This window comes from Asaia lannensis NBRC 102526 (assembly GCF_024054035.1).
Lineage (GTDB): Bacteria > Pseudomonadota > Alphaproteobacteria > Acetobacterales > Acetobacteraceae > Asaia > Asaia lannensis.
Genome location: NZ_JAMXQU010000001.1, coordinates 536,901 through 558,648, shown reverse-complemented (window position 1 = coordinate 558,648; position 21,748 = coordinate 536,901). Strand labels below are relative to the sequence as shown.

Annotated in this window: 22 protein-coding genes and 1 riboswitch; of the genes, 8 read left to right on the top strand and 14 right to left on the bottom strand. The window is 60.5% G+C overall.

Going from position 1 to position 21,748, the window contains the following annotated elements:
* The first annotated feature begins 96 nt into the window (after nucleotides 1-96).
* Entirely contained in the window at nucleotides 97-1,017 is a 921-nt protein-coding gene (locus NF685_RS02475; protein ID WP_252848447.1) for a SphA family protein, read from the top strand.
* 70 nt (nucleotides 1,018-1,087) lie between these two features.
* Here the strand turns inward: NF685_RS02475 and NF685_RS02470 are convergent, their stop codons facing one another.
* Together NF685_RS02470 and NF685_RS02465 are read right to left on the bottom strand one after the other, a co-directional pair.
* Entirely contained in the window at nucleotides 1,088-2,410 is a 1,323-nt protein-coding gene (locus tag NF685_RS02470; protein WP_252848446.1) for a YncE family protein, read from the bottom strand.
* Nucleotides 2,411-2,435: 25 nt separating this feature from the next.
* Nucleotides 2,436-3,248: a creatininase family protein gene (locus NF685_RS02465; protein ID WP_373317826.1), complete on the bottom strand. Its 813-nt coding sequence runs from the start codon at nucleotides 3,246-3,248 to the stop codon at nucleotides 2,436-2,438.
* A 182-nt stretch (nucleotides 3,249-3,430) separates the two neighbouring features.
* Between NF685_RS02465 and NF685_RS02460 the strand changes: the two genes are divergently transcribed.
* On the top strand, nucleotides 3,431-3,952 hold the full coding sequence (locus NF685_RS02460) for a DUF2721 domain-containing protein (protein WP_252848445.1): 522 nt from the start codon (nucleotides 3,431-3,433) through the stop codon (nucleotides 3,950-3,952).
* A gap of 180 nt (nucleotides 3,953-4,132) precedes the next feature.
* The gene (locus NF685_RS14260) at nucleotides 4,133-4,264 is read left to right on the top strand and encodes a hypothetical protein (protein WP_261390251.1); all 132 of its coding nucleotides are present in this window, start codon (nucleotides 4,133-4,135) and stop codon (nucleotides 4,262-4,264) included.
* Nucleotides 4,265-4,356: 92 nt separating this feature from the next.
* Here NF685_RS14260 and NF685_RS02455 read toward each other — a convergent pair whose 3' ends face one another.
* From NF685_RS02455 to NF685_RS02420, 8 genes are all read right to left on the bottom strand, one after another.
* On the bottom strand, nucleotides 4,357-6,009 hold the full coding sequence (locus NF685_RS02455) for an ArnT family glycosyltransferase (protein ID WP_252848444.1): 1,653 nt from the start codon (nucleotides 6,007-6,009) through the stop codon (nucleotides 4,357-4,359).
* A gap of 8 nt (nucleotides 6,010-6,017) precedes the next feature.
* Nucleotides 6,018-6,743, bottom strand: coding sequence for a glycosyltransferase family 2 protein (locus NF685_RS02450; protein WP_252848443.1), 726 nt, complete (start codon nucleotides 6,741-6,743; stop codon nucleotides 6,018-6,020).
* Between the two features lie 52 nt (nucleotides 6,744-6,795).
* The gene (locus NF685_RS02445; RefSeq protein ID WP_252848442.1) at nucleotides 6,796-7,323 is read right to left on the bottom strand and encodes an ATP synthase F0 subunit B; all 528 of its coding nucleotides are present in this window, start codon (nucleotides 7,321-7,323) and stop codon (nucleotides 6,796-6,798) included.
* Nucleotides 7,324-7,335: 12 nt separating this feature from the next.
* Entirely contained in the window at nucleotides 7,336-7,938 is a 603-nt protein-coding gene (locus NF685_RS02440) for a F0F1 ATP synthase subunit B family protein (RefSeq protein ID WP_252848441.1), read from the bottom strand.
* 21 nt (nucleotides 7,939-7,959) lie between these two features.
* Nucleotides 7,960-8,184, bottom strand: coding sequence for an ATP synthase subunit C family protein (locus NF685_RS02435; protein WP_023977841.1), 225 nt, complete (start codon nucleotides 8,182-8,184; stop codon nucleotides 7,960-7,962).
* Nucleotides 8,185-8,242: 58 nt separating this feature from the next.
* On the bottom strand, nucleotides 8,243-8,992 hold the full coding sequence (locus tag NF685_RS02430) for a F0F1 ATP synthase subunit A (protein WP_222546697.1): 750 nt from the start codon (nucleotides 8,990-8,992) through the stop codon (nucleotides 8,243-8,245).
* A gap of 89 nt (nucleotides 8,993-9,081) precedes the next feature.
* Nucleotides 9,082-9,423, bottom strand: coding sequence for an AtpZ/AtpI family protein (locus tag NF685_RS02425; protein WP_252848440.1), 342 nt, complete (start codon nucleotides 9,421-9,423; stop codon nucleotides 9,082-9,084).
* Between the two features lie 153 nt (nucleotides 9,424-9,576).
* Nucleotides 9,577-11,322, bottom strand: a complete 1,746-nt coding sequence (locus tag NF685_RS02420; RefSeq protein ID WP_252848439.1) for a chloride channel protein — start codon at nucleotides 11,320-11,322, stop codon at nucleotides 9,577-9,579.
* 204 nt (nucleotides 11,323-11,526) lie between these two features.
* Here NF685_RS02420 and NF685_RS02415 point away from each other — a divergent pair, with 204 nt between their 5' ends.
* The gene (locus NF685_RS02415) at nucleotides 11,527-12,306 is read left to right on the top strand and encodes an alpha/beta fold hydrolase (RefSeq protein ID WP_252848438.1); all 780 of its coding nucleotides are present in this window, start codon (nucleotides 11,527-11,529) and stop codon (nucleotides 12,304-12,306) included.
* Nucleotides 12,307-12,340: 34 nt separating this feature from the next.
* Nucleotides 12,341-13,750 (top strand): M20/M25/M40 family metallo-hydrolase, encoded by a 1,410-nt coding sequence (locus tag NF685_RS02410; protein ID WP_252848437.1) that lies wholly within the window; start codon nucleotides 12,341-12,343, stop codon nucleotides 13,748-13,750.
* A gap of 27 nt (nucleotides 13,751-13,777) precedes the next feature.
* On the opposite strand, the gene NF685_RS02405 is transcribed toward NF685_RS02410, so the two are convergent.
* The gene (locus NF685_RS02405; protein WP_252848436.1) at nucleotides 13,778-14,416 is read right to left on the bottom strand and encodes a DNA-3-methyladenine glycosylase family protein; all 639 of its coding nucleotides are present in this window, start codon (nucleotides 14,414-14,416) and stop codon (nucleotides 13,778-13,780) included.
* Nucleotides 14,417-14,493: 77 nt separating this feature from the next.
* Between NF685_RS02405 and NF685_RS02400 the strand changes: the two genes are divergently transcribed.
* Together NF685_RS02400 and NF685_RS02395 are read left to right on the top strand one after the other, a co-directional pair.
* Complete coding sequence (locus tag NF685_RS02400) at nucleotides 14,494-15,750, top strand: energy transducer TonB (RefSeq protein WP_252848435.1); 1,257 nt, start codon at nucleotides 14,494-14,496, stop codon at nucleotides 15,748-15,750.
* A gap of 7 nt (nucleotides 15,751-15,757) precedes the next feature.
* Complete coding sequence (locus NF685_RS02395) at nucleotides 15,758-16,225, top strand: YbaK/EbsC family protein (protein WP_252848434.1); 468 nt, start codon at nucleotides 15,758-15,760, stop codon at nucleotides 16,223-16,225.
* A 240-nt stretch (nucleotides 16,226-16,465) separates the two neighbouring features.
* On the opposite strand, the gene gcvP is transcribed toward NF685_RS02395, so the two are convergent.
* The 3 genes from gcvP to gcvT all read right to left on the bottom strand — a co-directional run bounded on the left by gcvP (nucleotide 16,466) and on the right by gcvT (nucleotide 21,077).
* Entirely contained in the window at nucleotides 16,466-19,345 is a 2,880-nt protein-coding gene (gene gcvP / locus NF685_RS02390) for an aminomethyl-transferring glycine dehydrogenase (RefSeq protein ID WP_252848433.1), read from the bottom strand.
* Nucleotides 19,346-19,550: 205 nt separating this feature from the next.
* Nucleotides 19,551-19,916 (bottom strand): glycine cleavage system protein GcvH, encoded by a 366-nt coding sequence (gene gcvH / locus NF685_RS02385; RefSeq protein WP_222546688.1) that lies wholly within the window; start codon nucleotides 19,914-19,916, stop codon nucleotides 19,551-19,553.
* Between the two features lie 27 nt (nucleotides 19,917-19,943).
* Nucleotides 19,944-21,077, bottom strand: a complete 1,134-nt coding sequence (gene gcvT / locus NF685_RS02380) for a glycine cleavage system aminomethyltransferase GcvT (protein ID WP_252848432.1) — start codon at nucleotides 21,075-21,077, stop codon at nucleotides 19,944-19,946.
* A 116-nt stretch (nucleotides 21,078-21,193) separates the two neighbouring features.
* A riboswitch (glycine riboswitch) is annotated at nucleotides 21,194-21,284 on the bottom strand.
* Nucleotides 21,285-21,344: 60 nt separating this feature from the next.
* Here gcvT and NF685_RS02375 point away from each other — a divergent pair.
* The gene (locus tag NF685_RS02375) at nucleotides 21,345-21,650 is read left to right on the top strand and encodes a putative quinol monooxygenase (RefSeq protein ID WP_252848431.1); all 306 of its coding nucleotides are present in this window, start codon (nucleotides 21,345-21,347) and stop codon (nucleotides 21,648-21,650) included.
* Nucleotides 21,651-21,748 lie beyond the last annotated feature (98 nt).

The following is a 21,748-nucleotide window of genomic DNA, read 5'->3' as shown; positions in this document are numbered from 1 at the left end:
AATCCGGCCTGCGTGAGCAAAAGATAGCACTCTTCCAGACAAGAACGCACTCTAGCGCCATGCTGGATTTCCCCCTTGGCTTCAAGCGGGGATGCAATGAAAAACGGTCTTATAGCAGGCGCTCGATTTCTGATCTGTCTGGGCATGATCGGCGCCGTGACAATGCCTGAGGCACAGGCCACCGAAGGGGGACAGACAAACTGGGCCTCAGGTGTTCAGACGGTCTATCCGGCGCTTACACCGCCGCAGGGAGAAACGTTCTGGCAGGATTACTTTGTGGTCAATCCGAACGGGGCCTATTCGAGCACCACGAAAAAGTCGTCCCTGCCCGGCTTCAGGGCCACCGCTATTGCCAATGCCGCGAGAATTTTTCACAGCTGGCACGGACAGGTGCTCGGCGCCACTCTCTCAAGCAGCGCCATCCTTGCCATCAACAGTCTGAGCCTGCGTGCGGGCGGTCAGGGCGGCGCAGCATTCGGGGCCAACTGGCTCTACCTCGCTCCGCTCTATCTCTCCTGGCACACACCGAAACTGCATGTGTATCTCGGTGAAGGGGCTTTCCTGCCGATCGGGTCTTTCAGCAAAACCGACCTTGTCAGTGAATCGACCCATGTCTTTGGTTTCAATCAGGAGGCCGCCTTGACCTGGATGCCGACCAGACGCTTCGATGTCTCCGCAGAAGGCGAGCTGCAGATCAACGCAAAAAACGGGGCCACCGATTACAGATCGGGCAATGTGATCAATATCGATTTCGGCGCCAACTACATGCTTAGCCCGGCCTTGCCACAGTTTCGTCTGGGCCTGAGCGGCTTCGTCACGTCGCAATTCACCAACGATGTGCAGTACGGCCATCGCGTTGGCGATGGTAACCGGCTGGCGAAATACGGACTGGGCCCGCAGCTGATCTGGTTTTTCAGACCACCCTATGCGGTCGCGCTCAAATGGCAGCATGAAATGGGGGTGCAGAACAGTACCCGCGGTGAGCGGTACTGGCTGCAATTCCAGATACCGCTCTGAAGTCGCATGCTTTTCATGAAGACCGATGGCAGCGCTCCATCGATGACGCTGCCATCCGGACTTCGTCGTTTCAGCGCAGAATGCCGGTATGGCCCACGCTGTAACGACCCGGCTGCGGCCAGACAGTCAGACCGTGCGGCTCGGCACCGACCGGGATTTTCTTCACATCGCCGGTTTCGGTATCGATGGCGTAGGTCACGTCGTCGAAGCGGCCCGAGAGCCAGAGCAGTTTGCCGTCAGCACTGACATTGCCCATATCGGGGCTGCCACCGCCGGGGATAGGCCACGTCTTGATCACCTTGTCTGTCGCAAAATCGATAACCGAGACGCTACCGGGGCTATGACGTGGCCCGTGGATCTTGTGCGATCCGCGATTGGCCACATACATGAACTTGCCGTCGCGGCTGGGATATTCGCCATGCGTGCCCGGACCGGTCGGGATGAAACCCGTTTCCTTGAAGCTGTCGCCATCCACCACGAACACACCATCGGCGTGCATATCGGCAATATAGAACTTGTGTCCGTCGGGCGCGGTCAGGATATCCTGAGGCATACCGCCCTTGGAAAGCTTCAGATAGCCGATCAGGCTGCGATTGACCGTATCGATCTTGGCCAGATAGCCACCGAATTCACAGGTGAAGATGGCGTAACGCCCGTCGATCGAGAAATCGGCATGGTTGATCCCCTTGCATTGGGGTGCCTCTACCGATCCGACCAGCGCCATGGTATGCGGATCGCGAAAATCCAGACGCTCATGCGCTTCGGCCACGACGATGGCATATTTGCCATCGGGCGTGAAATACATGTTGTAGGGGTCATCCACCGTCACTGCGGGGCCGGGCTTGCCTGTGCGCGGATCGATAGGCGTCAGACTGCCGTCATTGCTGCCTTCGGCATTATTGGTCACCCAGAGCGTACGCAGATCCCAGCTCGGCACGACATGCTGCGGGCTGCGACCGACCTTGAATGTATCCACGACCTTGAACGTGGCCGGATCGATAACGGATACACTGTTGCCGCGCAGATTAGGCACATAGACACGCGCAGGATCGTTCTTGATGGCATCGGCAATCCTGCCGGCCCCGGTCTCGCTATAGATGTTATGCGGATCGATCACAGCCGGCATGCCCGGAATGGTCTGCACCGCATTCTCCGCACCAGGAGAGCCCGGTTGCACTTCAGGCTGCGCAGGCGCCTGAACCGGCGCTGTCGCGGCAGCGGCGGATGACGGAACTGCCGCAGGAGCCTGCGCCGGTACAGTCTGGCTGGAAGGCGCAGCGGTTTCCTGAGCCCATGCGGCCGGAGCCACACCATGCGACAGCCCGACCATTGCCGTACCGAATGCCGAAATCCCGTACACCGAGGCGACGAGCGCGTGACGTGAGAACTTCATAGATGCTCCTTGATAACGGTCCAGATCAGTGCGACGCGCCAAGAGCATCGAGAGCTGCCTGAACCTGAATCCCTGTTCCGATCCGCCCCAGCTCTGCCGTGGCAGGGCGAGGATCGCCTCCATACACACCCTGTGCGACACCCGGCAGAGGGGCATTCTTCAACGCCTGTTCGCGTACCATGCCCGGATCGATGGCAAGCATAAGCGCGGTGTCACTCAGATCGGCATGCTTGCCGAGAGCATTGCCGTATCCTTTCTGACGCAGAACCTCCGCATAACGCGTTCCGATACTGTCGTAATAGGCTGCCAGATAGACCGCCTCTCCCCGACCGCGCCATTTATTGTTCAGCTTTGCCACCGCTGCCTTGAGATAGGACAAATATCCACCGTGATCGGCAATAAAGACGACGCGTTTAAAGCCCTGTACATGAAAACTCTCTCCAGCGCCCTCTATCAGCCCCTCGAATACAGCGGGCGGAATCGAGATGGTGCCGGGAAAGCGCATATGTGAGGTCCGTGGATCGGTTCCTCCTTCGGGCACATATGCAATAACCGGCGCGACCAGCGTATGACCGAGCGCCTGTGCAATACGCTCTGCCTGTACCTCGGCACGCACGTTATGCTTGCCCACGGCAATATAAGGCCCGCTCTGCTCCGTACCCCCTACAGGCACGATAATCGTATCGGTTCCCGACTGCAGACGGCTCTGGATCTCTGTCCAGGTCAGTCGCGCAAAAGAAACGGTATCGGCTCTGCAGGATGCCGCAAAACCCATCGCGAGCAGGACAGACAGAAGAGCCGGAAAGGCTTTCTGCCCAAGGGCGGAAATGAAGGCCACGCTATATGCTCTCGCTCGGGAAAAGGGTCGTCTTCGGTTGCGCCAGTCTATCACAGCATCGCTCACGCACCAGCGCCGGCGCGACCGGTCCGGCCATCATAGTCTGGCAGATTATATTGCAGAGTTTTGCCATGCCTGTAAAACCTCCCCTCCCCTTGCTTTCTGGACAGGAACCGACCTCCATGGCGCTCGACCCCGTCGGCCTCAATGCCCTACTGGCCCCCGAACCGATCGATAGCGTGGCGCATGTCATTCAGGTGGCCCTGACCCCGGTTTTTATGCTGTCGGGCGTCGCCTCGCTTCTGACCCTGTTCAATACCCGCCTCGCACGGGTCTCCGATCATGTGGAGGAAGTTGCCCGTCGCCTGGATGACAGCGCGAAGTCGGAAAACACCACAGAAGACACCGCACGTCTCGAACGGCATCAGAAAAGACTGCGACAGCGCGTTCTTTCGCTCGACTGTGCCGTCATGCTGGGGGGTGTCGGGGGTGCCTCGACCTGCGGTGCCGCGCTGGCCCTGTTTCTGGGCAGCCTGCACAACAGCCAGACCGTCGCCTGGCTGATCTTTCTGTTCGGCGGGGCCCTGTTCTGCACGGTCGCAGCACTGACAGCGTTTCTTGTCGATACCCTTCTGGCCTGGCATGGGCTGAAAAGAGACGGGGCCCTGCCCAAGACCGTGCCGGTCGTCAAAGCAACAAGATAGCCGTTCCGGGGGATCGGGCGGTTATTTTATTTCGCGCTGAAGGCTCAAGTAGAACCTAAGTAGAAAATAGCGCAGTTCCATGCGTTTACTGCATTGCTGCAGCGCGTTTTGAGCGATTGCTCCTGGAGCCGTTTGGGCGCTTTTTCCGCGCCCACACACCAAACACTCCAGGAAACACACATGTTTGCCGTCGAACTCATGAACTTCGTTGCCCATCCCCTCAGCGCACTCAGCGCCCTGACAATGGTCTCTTTCATTCCTGTTATTGGCGCTCTGCTGGTCGCTACGATCGCTGCCGACCGCACTGCCTGACCTTTACTTTTCCAAGGCTATGATAACTTGAAGAAGAGATTCGGAGACTTTACCTTCCGTCTCCCGTCTTCAAGATTTTCATTCCCACTACTTCACTGACGGTTCGGAGCGAACAAGCCGAGATCGAGCTTGTGTCCGTTCGAGTAATTCAGTCCGGTAACACGGCCATATTCCGTCAGAGACCAGCCTTTTTCAGACAGGGCGGTCTTCAACGCCTGTTCGTCCCGTCGGTCGACAAGAACGAGAGAGCAGGACGCATTCTCCGAGAGATAGCGTGCCGCATCGGGCACACCGAGCAACCGGGTATTGGATCCGGCAAGAAATGCAAGGCTCGGCTCCGAATAGGAGACCGAGACGAGCGTGCTGTCCTCGCAGGGGCGATAATCATCGTAAAGCGCCGCAGCGCGGGGGGCGAGTTGCAGCAGCCCCAGATTGGGGATCACAGTCAGGAAGATACCTGCATGAATCACGACTGCCGCACAGATGATCGTCCATGCCGCCCGAACACGCTGCGCTCTCCAAAGCAGCCAGAGGGCATACCCGACCAGAGGTAACGCCCCGATAAGCGCGATCAGCGCGCCGACATCCAGCCTGTGCTCGCTCTGCCAGAGCAGTGCCACGCCTGTCACGGCAAAGCCGAGTGCCAGCACGCCCCAGAGCAGGCCGTAAAGCCCCATCAGCCCACGAGCCCAACCCGCCTTGGGCCGCTGCAGAGGCCATTTCACGAGCGTTGCAGCAGTCAGTATCGCCAGGGCGGGATAGGTTGGCAGCACATAATGCGGCAGCTTCGTCGCGATCGCCTCGAATACCAACCAGTGAGGGACGATCCAGCACAGCAGGAAACGTATGGCAGGCTCACGATGACGCGCCCAGATAGCGGGCAGACCGAGCACGAGGAAGAGTGACCCCGGCCAGAAAGCAAGCAGGAAGACCACGATATGAAAACCGGGTGGAAGCCCGTGGGCCTGCTGCCCATGACCGATCTTGCCAAGAAAATTCGTCCCGACAGCGCGGGAGAAGAACTCCCCATGGCTCACAACACCGATGGCGATGCACCAGGGCAGAACGACGGCGAGCGTGACAAGCCAGCCCCAGGAGGGGCGCAGGCGCCGGAACCAGTGGGCCTGCTTATCGATGATCCTGAGTGCGATCGGCGTTGCCAGCCCCGGAATAAGCACGACAGGGCCTTTGAGCATCAGACCGCAGCCAAGAGCCCCCCAGTAAAGAAGGGCGATTCCGACCGGGGTCGGCCTGTTTTTATGCGCATCGAGATAGGCACGCAAAAGCGCCGTTTCGACCAGCAGGATATCGAGCAGAAGCACGGTATCAATCGTGGCCATGCGGCCTTCGGCGGTCAGCAGCGTCGAGACCGCAAGAAAAGCCGCAGCCAGAAGACCGGTCAGACCGCCGAACAGCGTTGCACCGAGATAGGCTGTAAGCGTTACCGCTGAAACGGCAGCAATCAGGCTGGGAATACGATAGGGCCACGCGACATGACGGTCGTGAGGGCCACCGAAAACCCTTTGTGCGGTAGCCTCGAGCCAGTAGATCCCAGCCGGTTGCAGATAGCGCGGCTGATCGAGAAAGCGGACATCGACATAATTGCCGCTCTCGATCATCTGGGCCGAGGCTTCCATATAGCGCGGCTCGTCGCGGTCGAGCGGCACAAGCGTCATGCGCCCCGGCAGGAAGATCAGCAGCGTCAGCAGAGCCACGCCGAGATAATGGCGCCAGGTCAGAGTCATGAGAGCCCTCAGCGTTCGGTTACGCGGCCCGGCAGTCTCGTCCGATTGAGCAGCCACATGACACCCAGAAGATCACGGATGCCAACGAGCGCGCGATTGAAATTGGTATATTTGGACTGGCCATGCAGTCGTGCACGATGACGCGTCTCGACACAGATCAGCTTGGCACCGTAGCACCCCAGAAGAGCGGGGAGAAAACGGTGTACGCCCTCGAATTGCGGAATACGCAGAAACGTCTCGCGGGCGAACAGCTTCATCGGTGCGCCTGTATCGGGACAACCGTCGTTGAGCAGACGGCGACGCAGCCCGTTGGCCAGACGGGTGGCGATAACACGCGAAAGGCGGTCGTTGCGCTTGAGGCGCACACCCACGACAAGAGGCTCGCCCCCGTCGAAAGCCTCGGCACGTTTAAGCATGTCGATTATGACTGCTGGGTCATCCTGCCCATCGCCGTCGAGCGTGGCGATCCAGCGTCCGCTGGCAGCCTCGATTCCGGTTCGGAGCGCCGCCGATTTACCACGGCACCGATCATGGCTGAGCAGACGCAGACCGGGCAACAGGGCCTCACGCGCGGCCAGAAGCTGCGGGACGGTCGCGTCGCGGCTTCCGTCATCCACAAAGATGATTTCGATGTCCGGGTCGTTTTCGAAGACATTCGCCAGCTCTTCGCAAACCGGACGGATGTTCTCGGCCTCGTTCAGAACGGCAATGACGATGGAGAGACGAACACTCATGACAGAAACCGCCTATGGCTTGTCCGGATCCCAGAAGATCCGGACAGATATATCAGGCTGCGTTCCGGTTACGCGAACCGGCTTCGTTCGAAGCCTTCAGCGCCTGGGGCAGATCGCTGATACCGCGATCCAGCAGGACGGATGCGCCAGACGCATCTGCGGAGAAATGCTGTGTCAGCAGGTTGCGCGTCGCCTTGATCGCAGCATCGGCAGCCATCTCGCGCACTTCACGAATGGCTGCACGCTCGGAGGCGGCAATGCGGTCACGCGCCATCTGCTCGCGACGCGATGCAATGGCTTCGGCTTCGAGGCGAGCATTTTCAGCAATGCTGGCCGCTTCAGCACGCGAGCGCTCGATCAGCGCACGGGATTCTGCCAGTGCCTGCTCACGCTCGCGCGTCGCATCCTCAAGCATTTTCTCAGCTTCGCGACGCAGGCGGCTCGCCTCATCGAGATTGCTGCGCACCTGCTCGGCGCGTGCATCCAGAACGGAAGCTATGGCACCCCAGAGCTTGCGACCGAACAGCAGAAAAAACAGGACGAAGGAAATAGCGACATAAAAACGCTGGTCGTGGAACATCGCGTATTCTCCTCAGCCTTTGCTGGTCGCGAGCCCGGCGCGGACAGCGTCCTCGACCTGAGCTTGTGAAATCGCATTGTCCAGACCGGCCGGACGCAGGAGCTTGCCGATCAGGCTCTGTGCCGTTTCGGTCGCTACACCTGGCAGGCTGGCCAGCGCTTCTGCACGGGCAGAGGCAATGCGCTTTTCAGCTTCGGCGATATCGGCATGAAGCCGACGGTTCATTTCGTGGGTCTGTGCCTCGGCCGCCATACGGGCTTCGTGAACGACCCGATCGATATTGGCCTGTGCCTGTGCTGCCGCATCGTGGCGGGCACGGCGCAGCTCGTCGACGGCGCGGTCTGCGTCGTCACGGGCACGGCGTGCAATATCGAGATCGCCCTCGATCCGGTTGCGTCGATGGGTCAGAACCCGATCGATGCGCGGCAGGGCCGAGCGGCTCAGAATGACGTAGAAAACCGCAAAGATGACAGCGCCCCAGACCACCTGCCCAATAAGCAGGGGGTTGGAGAAGTCGAGCTGCGGCATGCCAGCGGCCCAGGCCCGTCCCGGCACAGTGCCGAGCGCAAGCACAACGGCGAGCGTGGCAGCGAGATTACGAGACGGAAGGCGCATGACTGTTATCCTGCCTTTCGATCAGACGAAGAGGATCAGGAAGGCGATCAGGAGAGCGAAGAGCGCAACGGCTTCCGTCAGGGCGAAGCCGAGCATGCCGAGGCCGAACACGTGCGGGCGGGCAGCCGGGTTGCGAGCGATCGAGCTCACCAGCGTCGAGAAGATGTTGCCGAGGCCGATGCCGACACCGGCAAGAGCGATAACAGCAATACCGGCACCGATTTCGCGAGCAGCAGAGACGTCCATGAGTCAGGTTCCTTGGTTACGACAGAACAACAGTTGAGCGAAGGTCGCGGCGAGCACCTCAGTGCGCCACAGCCTCACGCAGATAAATGCAGGTGAGGATGGCGAACACATAAGCCTGCAGAACGCCCACCAGCAATTCCAGAGCCGTCAGCGCGACATTGATGACGACGGGCGTCACAGCCAGCACCGAGCCGAATGCCCCAAGACCTGCCAGCATCAGGGTAAAGCCGGCAAAGACTTCGAGCAGAACGTGACCAGCCATCATGTTGGCGAAAAGTCGGATCGACAGGCTGACAGGTCGCGAAAGAAAGGAAAGGATCTCGATCGGGATCAGAAGCGGCGCCAGAAAGACCGGCGCGCCTTCGGGCATGAAATGCGCGAAGAACTTGAAGCCCTGATAGCGAAGGGAAGCGAGGATCGACACCACGAAAACGAGAATGGCCAGCGAGGCCGTCACGGCAATATGGCTCGTAAACGTGAAGCAATAGGGGATCAGGCCAAGATAGTTACCGGCCAGAATGAAGAAGAACAGCGCGAAAACGAATGGGAAGAAGGACGTACCTTCCTTGCCGATCGTTTCGACAGCCATGTTGTGGATGAAATCGTATCCCAGTTCGGCTGCGGCCTGCATACGTCCCGGCACCACGGCAGCAGGACGCATACCGATATACAGGAACGCCAGAACCAGAACGACAGCCACCAGCATGAAAGCCGGAGACTGGCTGAAGCGCAGCGCCTCGCCGATCTGCCCGAGAACAGGATGGAGCTCGAACTGGCCGAGCGCGTCAATCGTTGATCCGGCGGCCAAGCTGCCTCTCCCGCTTACGATACGAACCTTCCGCCAAGGCGGAGATCCATGAAACCCACAAAACAGGCGCGATACCTTGCGCCGCTCTGTCAGACGTTGGCGTTTTTCACCGCACGCCAGACATTCAGCATCCCTGCTGCACCGCCGACCAGCGAGAACAGGATCAGGAAAAGAGGCTTTGTTCCACACAGGCGATCCAGCCCGTAACCCAGAACAACGCCGACAACCAGTGCCGCGACCATCTCGGTCCCGATCCTCATTGCCAGCCCGAATGCCGAATAATCGGCACTGCCTTCATTTCCGGTGGAAACAGAGTCCGACTTGTCGCTTTTGCCGCGCATCCGGAGTTCGGCATCGGCCAGCCTCTTGTCGAAGCTGTCGGCCCCTTTCTCCGCCTGCGAGGAAACGTTCAGGTCGTCCTGTGCGCCCACGATTCCATACCTCGCTTATCCCCCCTGTCCGGGGAGTCCTTGGTGCGCGTCTGCTACCCATGAAGAGGTGTCATGTCAACGTCTCGTACCTGCAGGAGAATGATTTCTTCAGCCCCCGCGGCAGAGGTCACACACCTGTGTCGCATGCGCAGCTTACGCCCTCGTCTCGCCAGCCAGCTCCCGACGCGTCCGGTCGAGTGCCTCGGCATAACGGCGCAGCACGTATTTCTCGCTCAGCAGGCCGATCACCCGACGCGAGGCCATGTCGGCGATCACAACAAGGGCATCGGCTTCGGCTTCCTCGAAACGGCGTGCGGCGTCACGGCAGGTCATGTCGGGAAGAAGCATAATTTGTTCATGCTGGACCAGATCGGCGAGCGTCCGTCCCGGCGGGTGATCGGGGCCGTAAATATCGGAAACGAGCACGATCCCCCTGTAAGCACCCTCTGCATCAGCCAGAACGACCTGAGGCATGGCCCCAAGGGGGCAGCAGAGGCGTGCTTCACCAATTGTGGTATCAGGGGAAAACACGGTCATGTCCCGTCGCATCATGCGTCCGACGGTCAACGCGCGCAGCCAGCCGATATCGACGGCAGAGCGAATCGATTCACCGCGCTGGTGAAACCGCCATGTGGCAAAGGAATATCCGAATAGCCGCCTCACCGTGAGCAGGGAGAGCACGCTGGACAACAGGACGGCACTGGCAAGTGTGATATCTGCCGTCATTTCAAGAATGAGGCAGGTCATCGTCATGGGCACGCCGATAATGGCCACGGCCGTAGCGCTCATACCGAGAATGGCACAGGTTGTGACCGAAAGACCGGTCGCCACAAGAGCCTCAAGCCCATGCCCGAAAAGCGACCCCGACAACACGCCCAGAAAAAGCGAAGCAAAAAACAGCCCGCCACGAAACCCGCTGCCTATGGAGATTGCAGACGCTACTGCCTTGAGAAGGAGAAGGAGCAAGAGCGTCGTGAGCGGCAGCCCTCCATCGAGCACTTTCCTGACGGCGGCATGACCTGCGGACAGAATGGAAGGCGAATAAAGGGCCAGACATCCGACACATAGCCCGCCCAGGCAGGGGCGAAACCAGACAGGCAGGTGGCTCTTGCGAAATACCAGTTCGGCTATCGTGACGCCGCGCATGACGCCAATGCCGACAAGACCGCACAGAATACCCAGCCCCATGACAGGCAGGCTGTCACGCATACCCAGGCTTTCATGCGGCAGGAGCGTGACGGTCGCGGTCACACCGCCCAGAAGGCGCACGATACCGACTGCGCTGATACTCGCCACGGCAACAGGCGCCAGATTGACCAGGGAATACGTGCCGATCACCAGCTCGAAAGCATAGAATGCCCCAGCAATGGGCGCATTGAACGCCGCCCCTATCGCGCCTCCGGCCCCGCATCCGACAAGAATGCGCATATCGGCACGGCGCACCCTGAAAATGGCACCGCAGCGCGACCCCAATGCCGCAGCAATCTGCGAAAATCCGGCTTCCAGTCCAAGCGAAGCGCCACTTCCATTGGAAAGAAATGTCTGGAACGCCACAATGGCGCTGTCGCGCACCGACATACGCCCGCCATGCAGGGCATTGGCCTCGATCGGATCGACCGGCCTGTGCCGGAACCGTCGCGCCACAAGCAGACCGAATCCACCCAGCACCAGCCCGCCGAGGCAGGGAACAAGCACGCAGCGCCAGGGGGCGAGCGTCGCAAGACCAGAGAGCCTGCCGTCGTTATGCAGATTGTACAGAACGCGATGAGCCATCAGCGTGGCACGCGTCATGATCCAGACACTCAGCCCCGCCAGAACGCCGACACAGGATGATAGAACAGTCAACCAGATTTCATTGGATCGGACGAGGGCACGCACATAATACGGGACGTGAACCATGAGACGGAGTCGCCTGACACCGTGTCGTCCGATAGTTCTGTGGAACCCTGAACCCAAGAAAGACCCTGACATGACTTTGAGGACCGGAGGCAAGCGCAGTCCTTATTGTCGTGCCGACTTGTCCCAAGCAACAGAAAACCCCAGAATTCCGGTCGCTTTTATCCGTGCTCCGGCCGGCTCTCTCCCCGAAAGGATCTCCCTATCGTGCTGCTGAACGTTATCGAACGCCTTCCGGCCCAGCCAGCGGGACACCCGCCGGTCGTGTTCCTGCATGGCCTGTTCGGACGCGCACGCAATATGGGCTTCCTGCAAAGACAGGTTTCACGCACCCATCGTACCCTCGCTCTCGACCTGCGCAACCATGGGGAAAGTCCACACGGCCCCATGGATTACCCCACAATGGTCGACGACGTGGTCGAGACATTGCGCGCCCATGAAGCCCTCCCCGCCATTCTGGTCGGTCATTCCATGGGCGGCAAACTCGCCATGCTCCTGGCGCTTCAGTATCCGGAACTTGTTTCAGGGCTGCTCGTCGGCGATATGGCGCCCGCACGCACCGGCTTCGGCCAGGCCAAACTGGCCGAAGCCATGCTGCACATCCACTTCCCCGATCAGCTTGACCGACAGCAGGCTGATCAACTCCTGGCGCAGGAAATACCCAATCGCAGCGTGCGCGACCTGATGCTGCAGAATGTCCGTCTGGGCAGCGATCCCGGCTGGCAGATCGGCCTGCAGGACATCACGGTGGCAATGCCCAATATCGAGAACTGGCCCTATATGCCCGAGGGCTATGTCTATGAGGGACCGACATTGTTTCTGCGCGGTGAGCATTCGCCCTATATCGGCAAAGAGCACGAACCCGTCATGAGGCGTCTCTTCCCGCATTACAGGCTTGAAACCATCCCCGATGCAGGACACTGGCTCCATGCAGATAATCCAAAACTTTTCAGCGAGAAGATGCTAGACTTCATAGCATCGATATGACCGTTTGTTTTCTGTACTGAGGTTTTCCTTTACTATGCTTAAGCGCGCTGCCCTGTCGCTGCTGCTTTTCTCGATTGGGCCTGCCCTCGCCGATCCACTTCCCCCACTGACACGCGAAGGGCTGCAAGCCCTGACACTGGCGGAAGCCTCCATCGCCTTTCAATCGTCTGCCGGCGAGCACAACCAGACCGCCTCGGTCGCCGAGCTTTACAAGAAAACGCTGGTCGCGGGCGGCTTTCCCGAGAAGTCCATATCGATCACGCGGGTCGATAATACCGCCTATTTCATAATGCGCTGGCCCGGCCGCAATCCATCGCTCAAGCCACTCGTCATTCTCGGACATATGGACGTTGTGGCGGCCAATCCATCGGACTGGACACGCGACCCGTTGGTTCCCGTCGTCGAAGACGGTTATCTGTTCGGCCGTGGGGCTGGCGATATGAAGCTCAGCAATGCCATGGCCATCACGGCCCTCATTCATCTCTACAAGCACGGCTTCACCCCCGAGCGGGAGATTGTCCTCGCGTTTTCCGGCGATGAAGAAACGGCCATGAAAACCGGAGAGATACTTGCAAAGACGCTCTCGAACGCCTCGCAGGTCCTGAATCTCGATGTCGGTGGCGGAACGCTCGATGAGGAAACCGGCAAACCGCTGTTCTATGCCTGGTCCGGGGCAGAGAAAACCTATCTCGATGTGCGCCTGAGCGTCAGCGATCCGGGTGGTCATGCATCCGAACCACGCACACGCAACGCGATCGACGTACTGGCTCAGGCCCTTCTCAAGATCGAGGCTCACCCCTTCCGTCCGGAGCTGAATGCCCTGACGCGAAGCTATTTCATGAATGTCGCCCGCTTTACGCCTCCGCATCTGGCCGAAGCACTGCGGACTTTCGCTGCAACACCGGATAATGCGAAGGCCGTCTCGGTTCTGCGCGCCAATCCGCTGCTCGCCGGGAGCATCGGCACGACATGCGTCGTTACCACCATAAAGGGTGGCCACGCGCTGAACGCTTTGCCCCAACAGGCTGAGGCCAATGTCAATTGTCGCATTTTCCCTGGCCATTCCCGGCTCGATATCATTCACGAGCTGAAATCGGTGGTCGATGATCCATCCGTCCGGTTCGAGGACAGAAGCGCTGGCTATGTGGAAACCGAGGCCTCGCCTCTGAACACGCCTTTCGCTCACGCCGTGACCCAGGCCGTTCAGACCGCCTATCCCGGCGTTCCGGTTTTCCCGAGCATGACATCGAGCGCAACGGACAGCATGTGGTTCCGGGCCGCCGGGATTCCGAGCTACGGCGCGAGCCCCATATTCATGAAGACCTCGGATGATTTCAGCCATGGGCTGAACGAGCGCGTACCGCTCTCAACCATCACCCCGGGACTGCATTTTCTGCTGTCGCTCATCCGCGACCTGTCGGGAAAAGAAAGCGCGCCACATTGACGGGAAAAGCGTTGCCCGGAAGGGTATTCACCCGGTCAGGGCATTTCTGACCGACTTCCCCTCTTCGGACAGACGCCACAGATACCAGGCGAGCGCCGAACGCCAGGGAGAGAATTTCTCCCCTGCCGTTCTGAGCGCGGTGGGTCGGGGCGGTGTATCGAGCCCATAGAGCTTCTGCCACCCTGCGCGGATGGCGAAGTCATCGACCGGCAGCACATCTGAACGCCCCAGTGTAAAAATGAGTAACATCTCCACAGTCCATCGCCCCACACCACGCAGGGAAGTCAGGCGGGCGATAAGTGCTTCATCATCCAGTAGCCGCGCTTCATCCACGCCGGGCACAATCCCTTCAAGACGCGCCTGAGCCAGACCGCGCAGGGCCACGAATTTTGCAGCCGACAGACCGCACCCCCTCAGAGTTTCTTCCGGCAATGCAAGAAGGGCTTCCGGCTCCGGCATATCGCCGCCAGACAGGGCGCAGACACGGCCCAGAATGGCTTCTGCCGCGCGCCCATGAAGCTGCTGGCCGATAATGGCGCGTATCAGGGCCTGATACGGCGTTTTGCCGTCCGCCCCTCTGAGGCGACACGGACCGATACGTTCGATGGCGGACCGAAGCGCGGGATCCTGCCCCAGACAGGCATAAAGCACCGGATCGTCGTACAAGGTTTTTCCTCTTCTGTAACAGGCGTGACGCCGATGCGCTTGGCAAGACGATGGGTCAGATGCCATGATAGCAGCAGATGCCAGATCGTGTCGCGAAGCAGGTCCCTTGCCTGCCCGCTCAGGTGGTGGCGTGTGTTCTGATTCTTGCAGGTGTTCTTCTGAAACGCACCCTACCCGTCGATCCGGCTCCACCGCCATCCGGTGCAGTCCATGGTCCGCGCCCGGACAGGAAACGGGCGCGTAACGAGCCGTTGCTGTTCGCACCGGCCGCCAGATCGACGCGCGCCCTTCCTCCGATGAGGGGAAGCCGCGCGCCTCTTACCCATTACGAACCGCGCACCGGGCTCGAACCCGACCTGAAACCGGCAGGGACCTCCCTCATCCGGCCGCAGGTGCTCGAAGACCCGGGCGTCATAACGGTTCTCGTCGTTTCCGCCGTCGCCCATGCGCTGCTGCTCGGCCTGCTGATCTATGAAGGGGCACGTCATGCGCGTGGCCTGCCGCAGGGCATCGATCAGCCGCAGGTCGAAATGATGTTCGCTCCCCCGTCCCGGAGTGGCATGGCCGGCCCGCATGAAGACAAGCCGGGCGGCGAGGAAAAACCGTCCGAAAGCCATGACGCGCCTTCAGCCTCCAGCCCGGACAAGGAGCAGGAACAGCAGCCCGACGAGGAGGAATCCGTACCGACCCCGGCGCCTCCCACACCGACGCCCCCTGCATCGCCCCCAATCCCCGACGGTCCCTCGACGGAAATACCCAAAACCCGCACGGATCGTCCTGTCAGCCCGGGCATTGCCAAATCAGGCACGAAAAGCCAGACGCACGCGCATAGCCATCGTTCGAGCCGTCGCCCGACCGCGAAGCAGTCGGATAATCCGTTTGCGAACATGACGACGCTCGATTTCGGCGAAGCGCCCTCCACGCCACGCCGCCAGCGCGGCCGACGCGGCGGCTCCGGGGCGCCGATCGACATGTCGCTGGGCCCACTGTCGACCAACGGCCAGATCAACGCGCCCTTCATGACGCGCAATTCCATCCGGGGCGTCAGTGACGATTATGGCAGCGAGATCGACCGCTGGATCCGTGCGCATCTGTATTATCCCGAAGATGCCATCAAGAATGGCGAGGATGGCCCCTCTTCCGTTCATGTCGTGCTTGACCGGAATGGCCGGGTGAAATCCGTGCGCCTTACGGGGCAATCGGGTTCCTATTCGCTCGATGCGGCAACCACGGGCATGTTCCAGGGCGCGCAGCTTCCACCCGTGCCCCCGGACATGAAGGGCGATCACTTCGACATCGATCTTACCATCAACTATATCCTGATAAGACGCTGAGACTCTCATGAGCCTGGATTCCGTTCGCGCCGAACTCGCCCGCCTCGCCCCGGAACTTTCGATCATCGATGAAGGGCGCAGCACCGCCACGGTTCTAGAGGCCGCAGAAGTCCATGGCGTCGAACCCGACCAGATCGCAAAAACCCTCTGCGTCGATGTTGGCGGGCGTATCGTACTGGTGGTCATGGCAGGAACGGCACGTCTCGATAACAGGCGTGCCCGCGAAGCGCTTGGTGGCAAGCCGCGTTTTCTGGGCCCGGAGGCCGTGCTGGAAGCGACCAGCCATCCCGTCGGCGGCGTCTGCCCTTTCGGCCTGCCAGCCCCCCTGCCCGTTTATTGCGACGAGTCTCTTCAGGCCTTCGAGGAAATCATTCCCGCTGCAGGGTCGATTACCGCCTCCGTTCGCATGACGCCGCAACGTCTTGTCGAACTGACAGGCGGCTTATGGGTGCATGTGCGACAAGATGGGAAGTGATCATTCTTTTTTGAGAAAAAGAACCAAAAAGCTCCTGTTCTAATCTGGGAGGACGGTCGTCTTGAGACAGAACCGTGCCACCAGTCGTCCGGCATCGCCGCTCGGGAGTTTGATGCCTCCGACGGTTGATGGGCTTCTGCGCTACCCGGTGCCCATAAGCGAAATGCGGAGGCGTCTTGGGCATCTTCTTCCGGAAAAGAAAAACCCCCGCCCCGAACCGGGAACGGGGGTCGCCCGACTTTACTCCGCTGCTTCAGCGTAAGTTGAGATATCCGGGCAGGAACAGACCAGATTGCGGTCGCCCCAGGCATTGTCGATACGGTTGACCGGCGCGAAATATTTCACACGATCCAGGCCGCCGGGGAAGCATCCCTGCATCCGGTCATAGGCGCGGTCCCACTCGCCCACCAGATCGGCAGTGCTATGGGGCGCGTGGCGCAACGGGCTGGCTTCCATGGCGATGCTGCCGGATTCGATCGCGCGGATCTCTTCGCGTATAGCAATCATGGCATCGCAAAAGCGATCCAGCTCTGCCTTGCCCTCGGATTCCGTCGGCTCGATCATGAACGTGCCTGCCACCGGAAAGCTGACCGTCGGCGCATGAAACCCGTGATCGATCAGGCGCTTGGCGATATCGTCCACCGTGACACCGACCGCATCCTTGAGGGGACGCAGATCGATGATGCACTCATGCGCGGTCCGTCCATTGCTGCCACGATAGAGCACCGGATAATGCGGCTCGAGACGGGCAGCGATGTAATTGGCGTTCAGGATTGCCATTTCCGTCGCCTGACGCAGGCCGTCATCGCCCATCATCAGCACATAGGCGACCGAAATCGGCAGGATCGAGGCGGAACCAAACGGGGCGGCGGATACAGCACGCGCATCGCCACGTTCCGGACGACCGGGCAGATGCGGTGCGAGATGGGCTTTGACGCCAATCGGCCCCATGCCCGGACCGCCGCCGCCATGCGGAATGCAGAAGGTCTTGTGCAGGTTGAAATGAGACACGTCGGCGCCGTAGAGGCCCGGTCGCGCCAGACCGACCTGCGCGTTCATGTTGGCACCGTCCAGATAAACCTGTCCGCCCGCTTCGTGAACCAGATCGCAGATCGCCATCACCGCTTCCTCATACACGCCATGCGTCGAGGGATAGGTGAGCATGAGCGCGGCGATACGCCCTTCATGCTGGGCAATCTTCTTGCGCAGATCATCCAGATCGACATTGCCTGCGCTATCGCAGGCGGTCACGACCACGCGCATACCGACCATCTGGGCAGACGCAGGGTTGGTGCCGTGAGCCGAAGCCGGAATCAGGCAGACATCGCGCTCGCTCTGGCCATTAGCCTGATGATAGGCACGAATCGCCAGCAGACCGGCATATTCACCCTGCGCCCCGGAATTCGGCTGCAACGAGACGGCGTCATAGCCGCTGACGGCGCACAGGGCATGTTCGAGAATACCGAACAGCTCCTGATATCCCTCGGTCTGATCGGCAGGCGCGAAAGGATGCAGCGCACCGAATTCCGGCCAGGTGATTGGGATCATCTCGGCGGTTGCATTCAGCTTCATGGTGCATGAGCCGAGCGGGATCATGGTGCGGTCCAGAGCCAGATCCATATCCGACAGGCGGCGCATATAGCGCAGCAGGTCGGTTTCGGAGCGATGGGCATGGAACACGGCAGCATTCAGGAAGGCACCGGTGCGCAAAAGCACTTCAGGCAGGGTGCTGGCACCGTCGAGCTTGGCCTCAAGGGCAGCAAGACGTGCTTCATCGGGGCAGAAGCAGCGCCACAGTGCCTTGATATGAGATGCTTCGGTGGTCTCGTCGCAGGCGATACCGATACGACCCTGACCGGCATCGCGCAGATTGATACCGACCTTGCGGGCACGTTCCAGAACCAGGGCAGCAGACTCACCGGCCTCGACCGTGATGGTGTCGAAGAAAACGCCGGTCTCGACCTTCACTGCCAGATCGCGCAGACCCTCAGCCAGGATGGAGGCGAGACGGTTCACGCGATGCGCGATGGCACGCAGGCCCTCGGGACCATGATAGACCGCGTACATCGAGGAGATAACCGCCAGGAGCACCTGCGCCGTGCAGATATTGGACGTCGCTTTTTCGCGGCGGATATGCTGCTCGCGCGTCTGCAGGGCCAGACGATAGGCAGGGGCGCCGCGACAGTCGCGCGACACGCCGACCAGACGTCCCGGCATGGTGCGCTTATAGGCATCGCGCACGGCCATGAATCCGGCATGGGGACCACCGAAGCCCATCGGCACGCCGAAACGCTGCATCGAGCCGATGGCAATATCGGCACCGAGCTTGCCCGGCGCCTCAAGCATGACAAGCGCCAGCGGGTCGCAGGTCATGGCAGCAACCGCACCCTTTTCATGCAGGGCAGCAATCACGCCACGGAAATCGCGCACCTCACCCGAGCTGCCCGGGTAGGACAGCAGGGCGCCGAAAACGGCAGACGCATCGAGGTCGGTCTCGGGGTTGCCAACCTGAATGGTCCAGCCGAGCGGCTCGGCGCGCGTGCGCAACACAGACAGCGTCTGGGGATGCGTGTCGGAATCGACGAAAAAGACCGTGCTCTTTGTCTTGGCATTGCGCTGGGCCAGCGCCATCGCCTCGGCACAGGCCGTGGCTTCATCGAGAAGCGAGGCATTGGCAATGTCGAGCCCGGTCAGATCGCAGACCAGCGTCTGGAAGTTCAGCAGCGCCTCAAGACGTCCCTGGCTGATTTCAGGCTGATACGGCGTATAGGCCGTGTACCACGCGGGGTTTTCGAGGATATTGCGCTGAATGACGGGGGGCAGGATCGTGCCATGATAGCCCTGACCGATCATGGACTGCATGACCACATTGCGGCTTGCGATCTGCCTGAGACGGGCCAGCGCCTCGCTCTCTGTCAGCGCTTCGCCCACACCCGATGGTTTGCGGTCGAGAATGGCGCCCGGCACGGTCTGTTCGATCAGCGCGTCGATGCTCGGCACGCCGAGTGTCTTGAGCATGGAAACGACCTCGCCGGGGCGGGGGCCGTTATGGCGGGAAACGAACTGATCGGCCTCATGGGCAGGCCAGAGAGGCGTATTGGCAGGAGCGTTACGGGTCACGTCGCGGCAGATCCTCGTCAGGAACGCAAAAGAGGCAGGTCAGCGTCGCTACGCCAGCCTGCGCTCAGCTCGGAACATCAGAACGGCAGGCCGTATCTGACAGAACAATCATGAGCCAGACCGGCGAACCGGCGCTGGCGAAGTCTCATGCACCGGCCCGGCAGCCAGATCGACTGGACTGTTGCTGGTGCATTGTATCGGCTGGTCAGAGAGAAGCCTTGTAAGCGTCTGCATCGAGCAGGGATTCGAGCTGGGCAGAATCGCTGACACGCAGCTTGAAGATCCAGCCTTCGCCTTCCGGATCGGATCCGACAAGGGTCGGCTCGTCGGAAAGACGGGTATTGAACCCGGCCAGCACGCCGCTCACCGGCGCGTAGATATCCGAAGCTGCCTTGACGGATTCCACGACAGCAGCGGGCTCGCCCTGCGGAACTTCGGTGCCTTCGTCCTTGGCTTCCACAAACACCAGCTCACCGAGTTCGTCGGAAGCATGGGCCGTGATGCCGACCGTGGCGATATCGCCTTCGAGACGGATCCATTCATGGGAGGGAGTATAATAGGTGGTGCTCATCGATCGCGTTCTCTCAGTTGACGGTTTTCAGCGTTTGAAGCCGGGCGGGACGAAAGGCAGGGTGCGCACCTGCACCGGTACGAACCTGCCGCGCAGGGCACCGTAAAGCGTGGTGCCGAGCGTTGCATGGGCGGTGTCGACATAACCCATGGCAACCGGCGCATTGACGCTCGGGCCAAAGGCCCCCGAGGTGACGACACCGACTTTCTGCGTGCCAGCTTCATCAGCAAACAGCTCGGTCCCGGCACGTACGGGCGCGCGTCCTTCGGCAGCAAGACCGACGCGCAGGCGGGAGACGCCTTCACGAGCCTGCTTCATGATGATGTCGGCACCCGGATAGCCCCCTGCACGGGCGCCACCCTCACGGCGGGCCTTCTGCATGGCCCAGCCGAGCGCGGCTTCGACGGGTGTGGTGGTTTCGTCAAGATCGTTGCCATACAGGCACAGACCGGACTCGAGACGCAGGCTGTCGCGCGCGCCGAGCCCGATCGGCAGAACGCGCTCATCGGCCAGTATTGCACGGGCGATCTGCTCGGCATGCTCGGCGGGAATGCCGATCTCGTAGCCATCTTCGCCCGTATAGCCCGAGCGCGTCAGCGTGCAGGGGATGCCGTCGATATGGGTCTCGATCGCATCCATGAAGCGCATCTCGGCAGCATCGGGGCACAGATCCTGCAGCACATTGACCGCTTCCGGCCCCTGAAGTGCCAGAAGCGCACGATCGTCGAGCTTCTCGATGATGACACGATCGCCGAGCGCCTGTTTCATCAGCGCGGTATCGGCAACCTTGCAGGAGGCATTGACGACCACGAACAGCCAGTCGCCCATATTGGCAACCATCAGGTCGTCGCGGATGCCCCCGTTCTCGTTGGTGAGGAACCCGTAACGCTGACGGTTTGGTCCCAGACCTGCCAGATCGACGGGGATCAGGCTTTCCAGAGCCAGCGCGGCATCCTGCAACGTGCCCTGTCTGGGGGTAATGCGCAGCTGCCCCATATGGGAGACGTCGAACAATCCGGCGCTTTTGCGGGTGTGCAGATGCTCCGCCATCAATCCGGCAGGATATTGCAGCGGCATGGAATAGCCGGCAAACGGCACCATACGGGCGCCGAGTTCGATATGCAGGGCGTCAAGCGGCGTAAGCGAGAGAGCGTCGGACAACGGGTGGAATCCCCCAAGGCAGAAAACGAAAAATTCGTCGCCCCTTCTGTCGCCTTTGCCTGAGATCGCTATCCCGTCGGCGGACATCCCACAGGGATGCCTCTCTCCAGAAGTTCCAGCCGATCGCGGTCCTTTTGCCTGAGAGTTTCCGGGGCGGTTGCTCCTTCGGCGCCGGGAAAATTATCCGGTCTCTCCCGTGAATCGGTGTTTACTCTTCGCAGAAATGCGGCAGAAAAGTCAATTAAGGAAACCGGGAGGATTCATTCCATGTCTGAAAACTTTACAGTGATCGCGGAATTCGCTGCACCGGCTGAAAATTTCGAGAAATTTCTCGATATCTGTCGCTACGACAGCGACCGCTCCCTGGCCGATGAAGAAGGCTGCCTGGCCTTCGATGTGCTGACCGAGCAGGATGTGAAAGACGTCGTTGTGCTGCACGAGGTCTATGCAGGCCGTGCCGCTTTCGAAGCTCATCTCAAAACACCGCATTTCGAGAAATTTGCCGCAGCATTGCGCGAATTTTCCATTGAGGAACGCTCCGTACGCTTTTTCACGCGTCGCCACCCCGCCTGAAATCGCCCCCGACAAGTGGGAAAACCCGTCGGATGGCAGTCTGCTCGATTGCCGTATGTCGGGTGTCCCCGGCGTATGACTCACAAGTAACGCTCAAG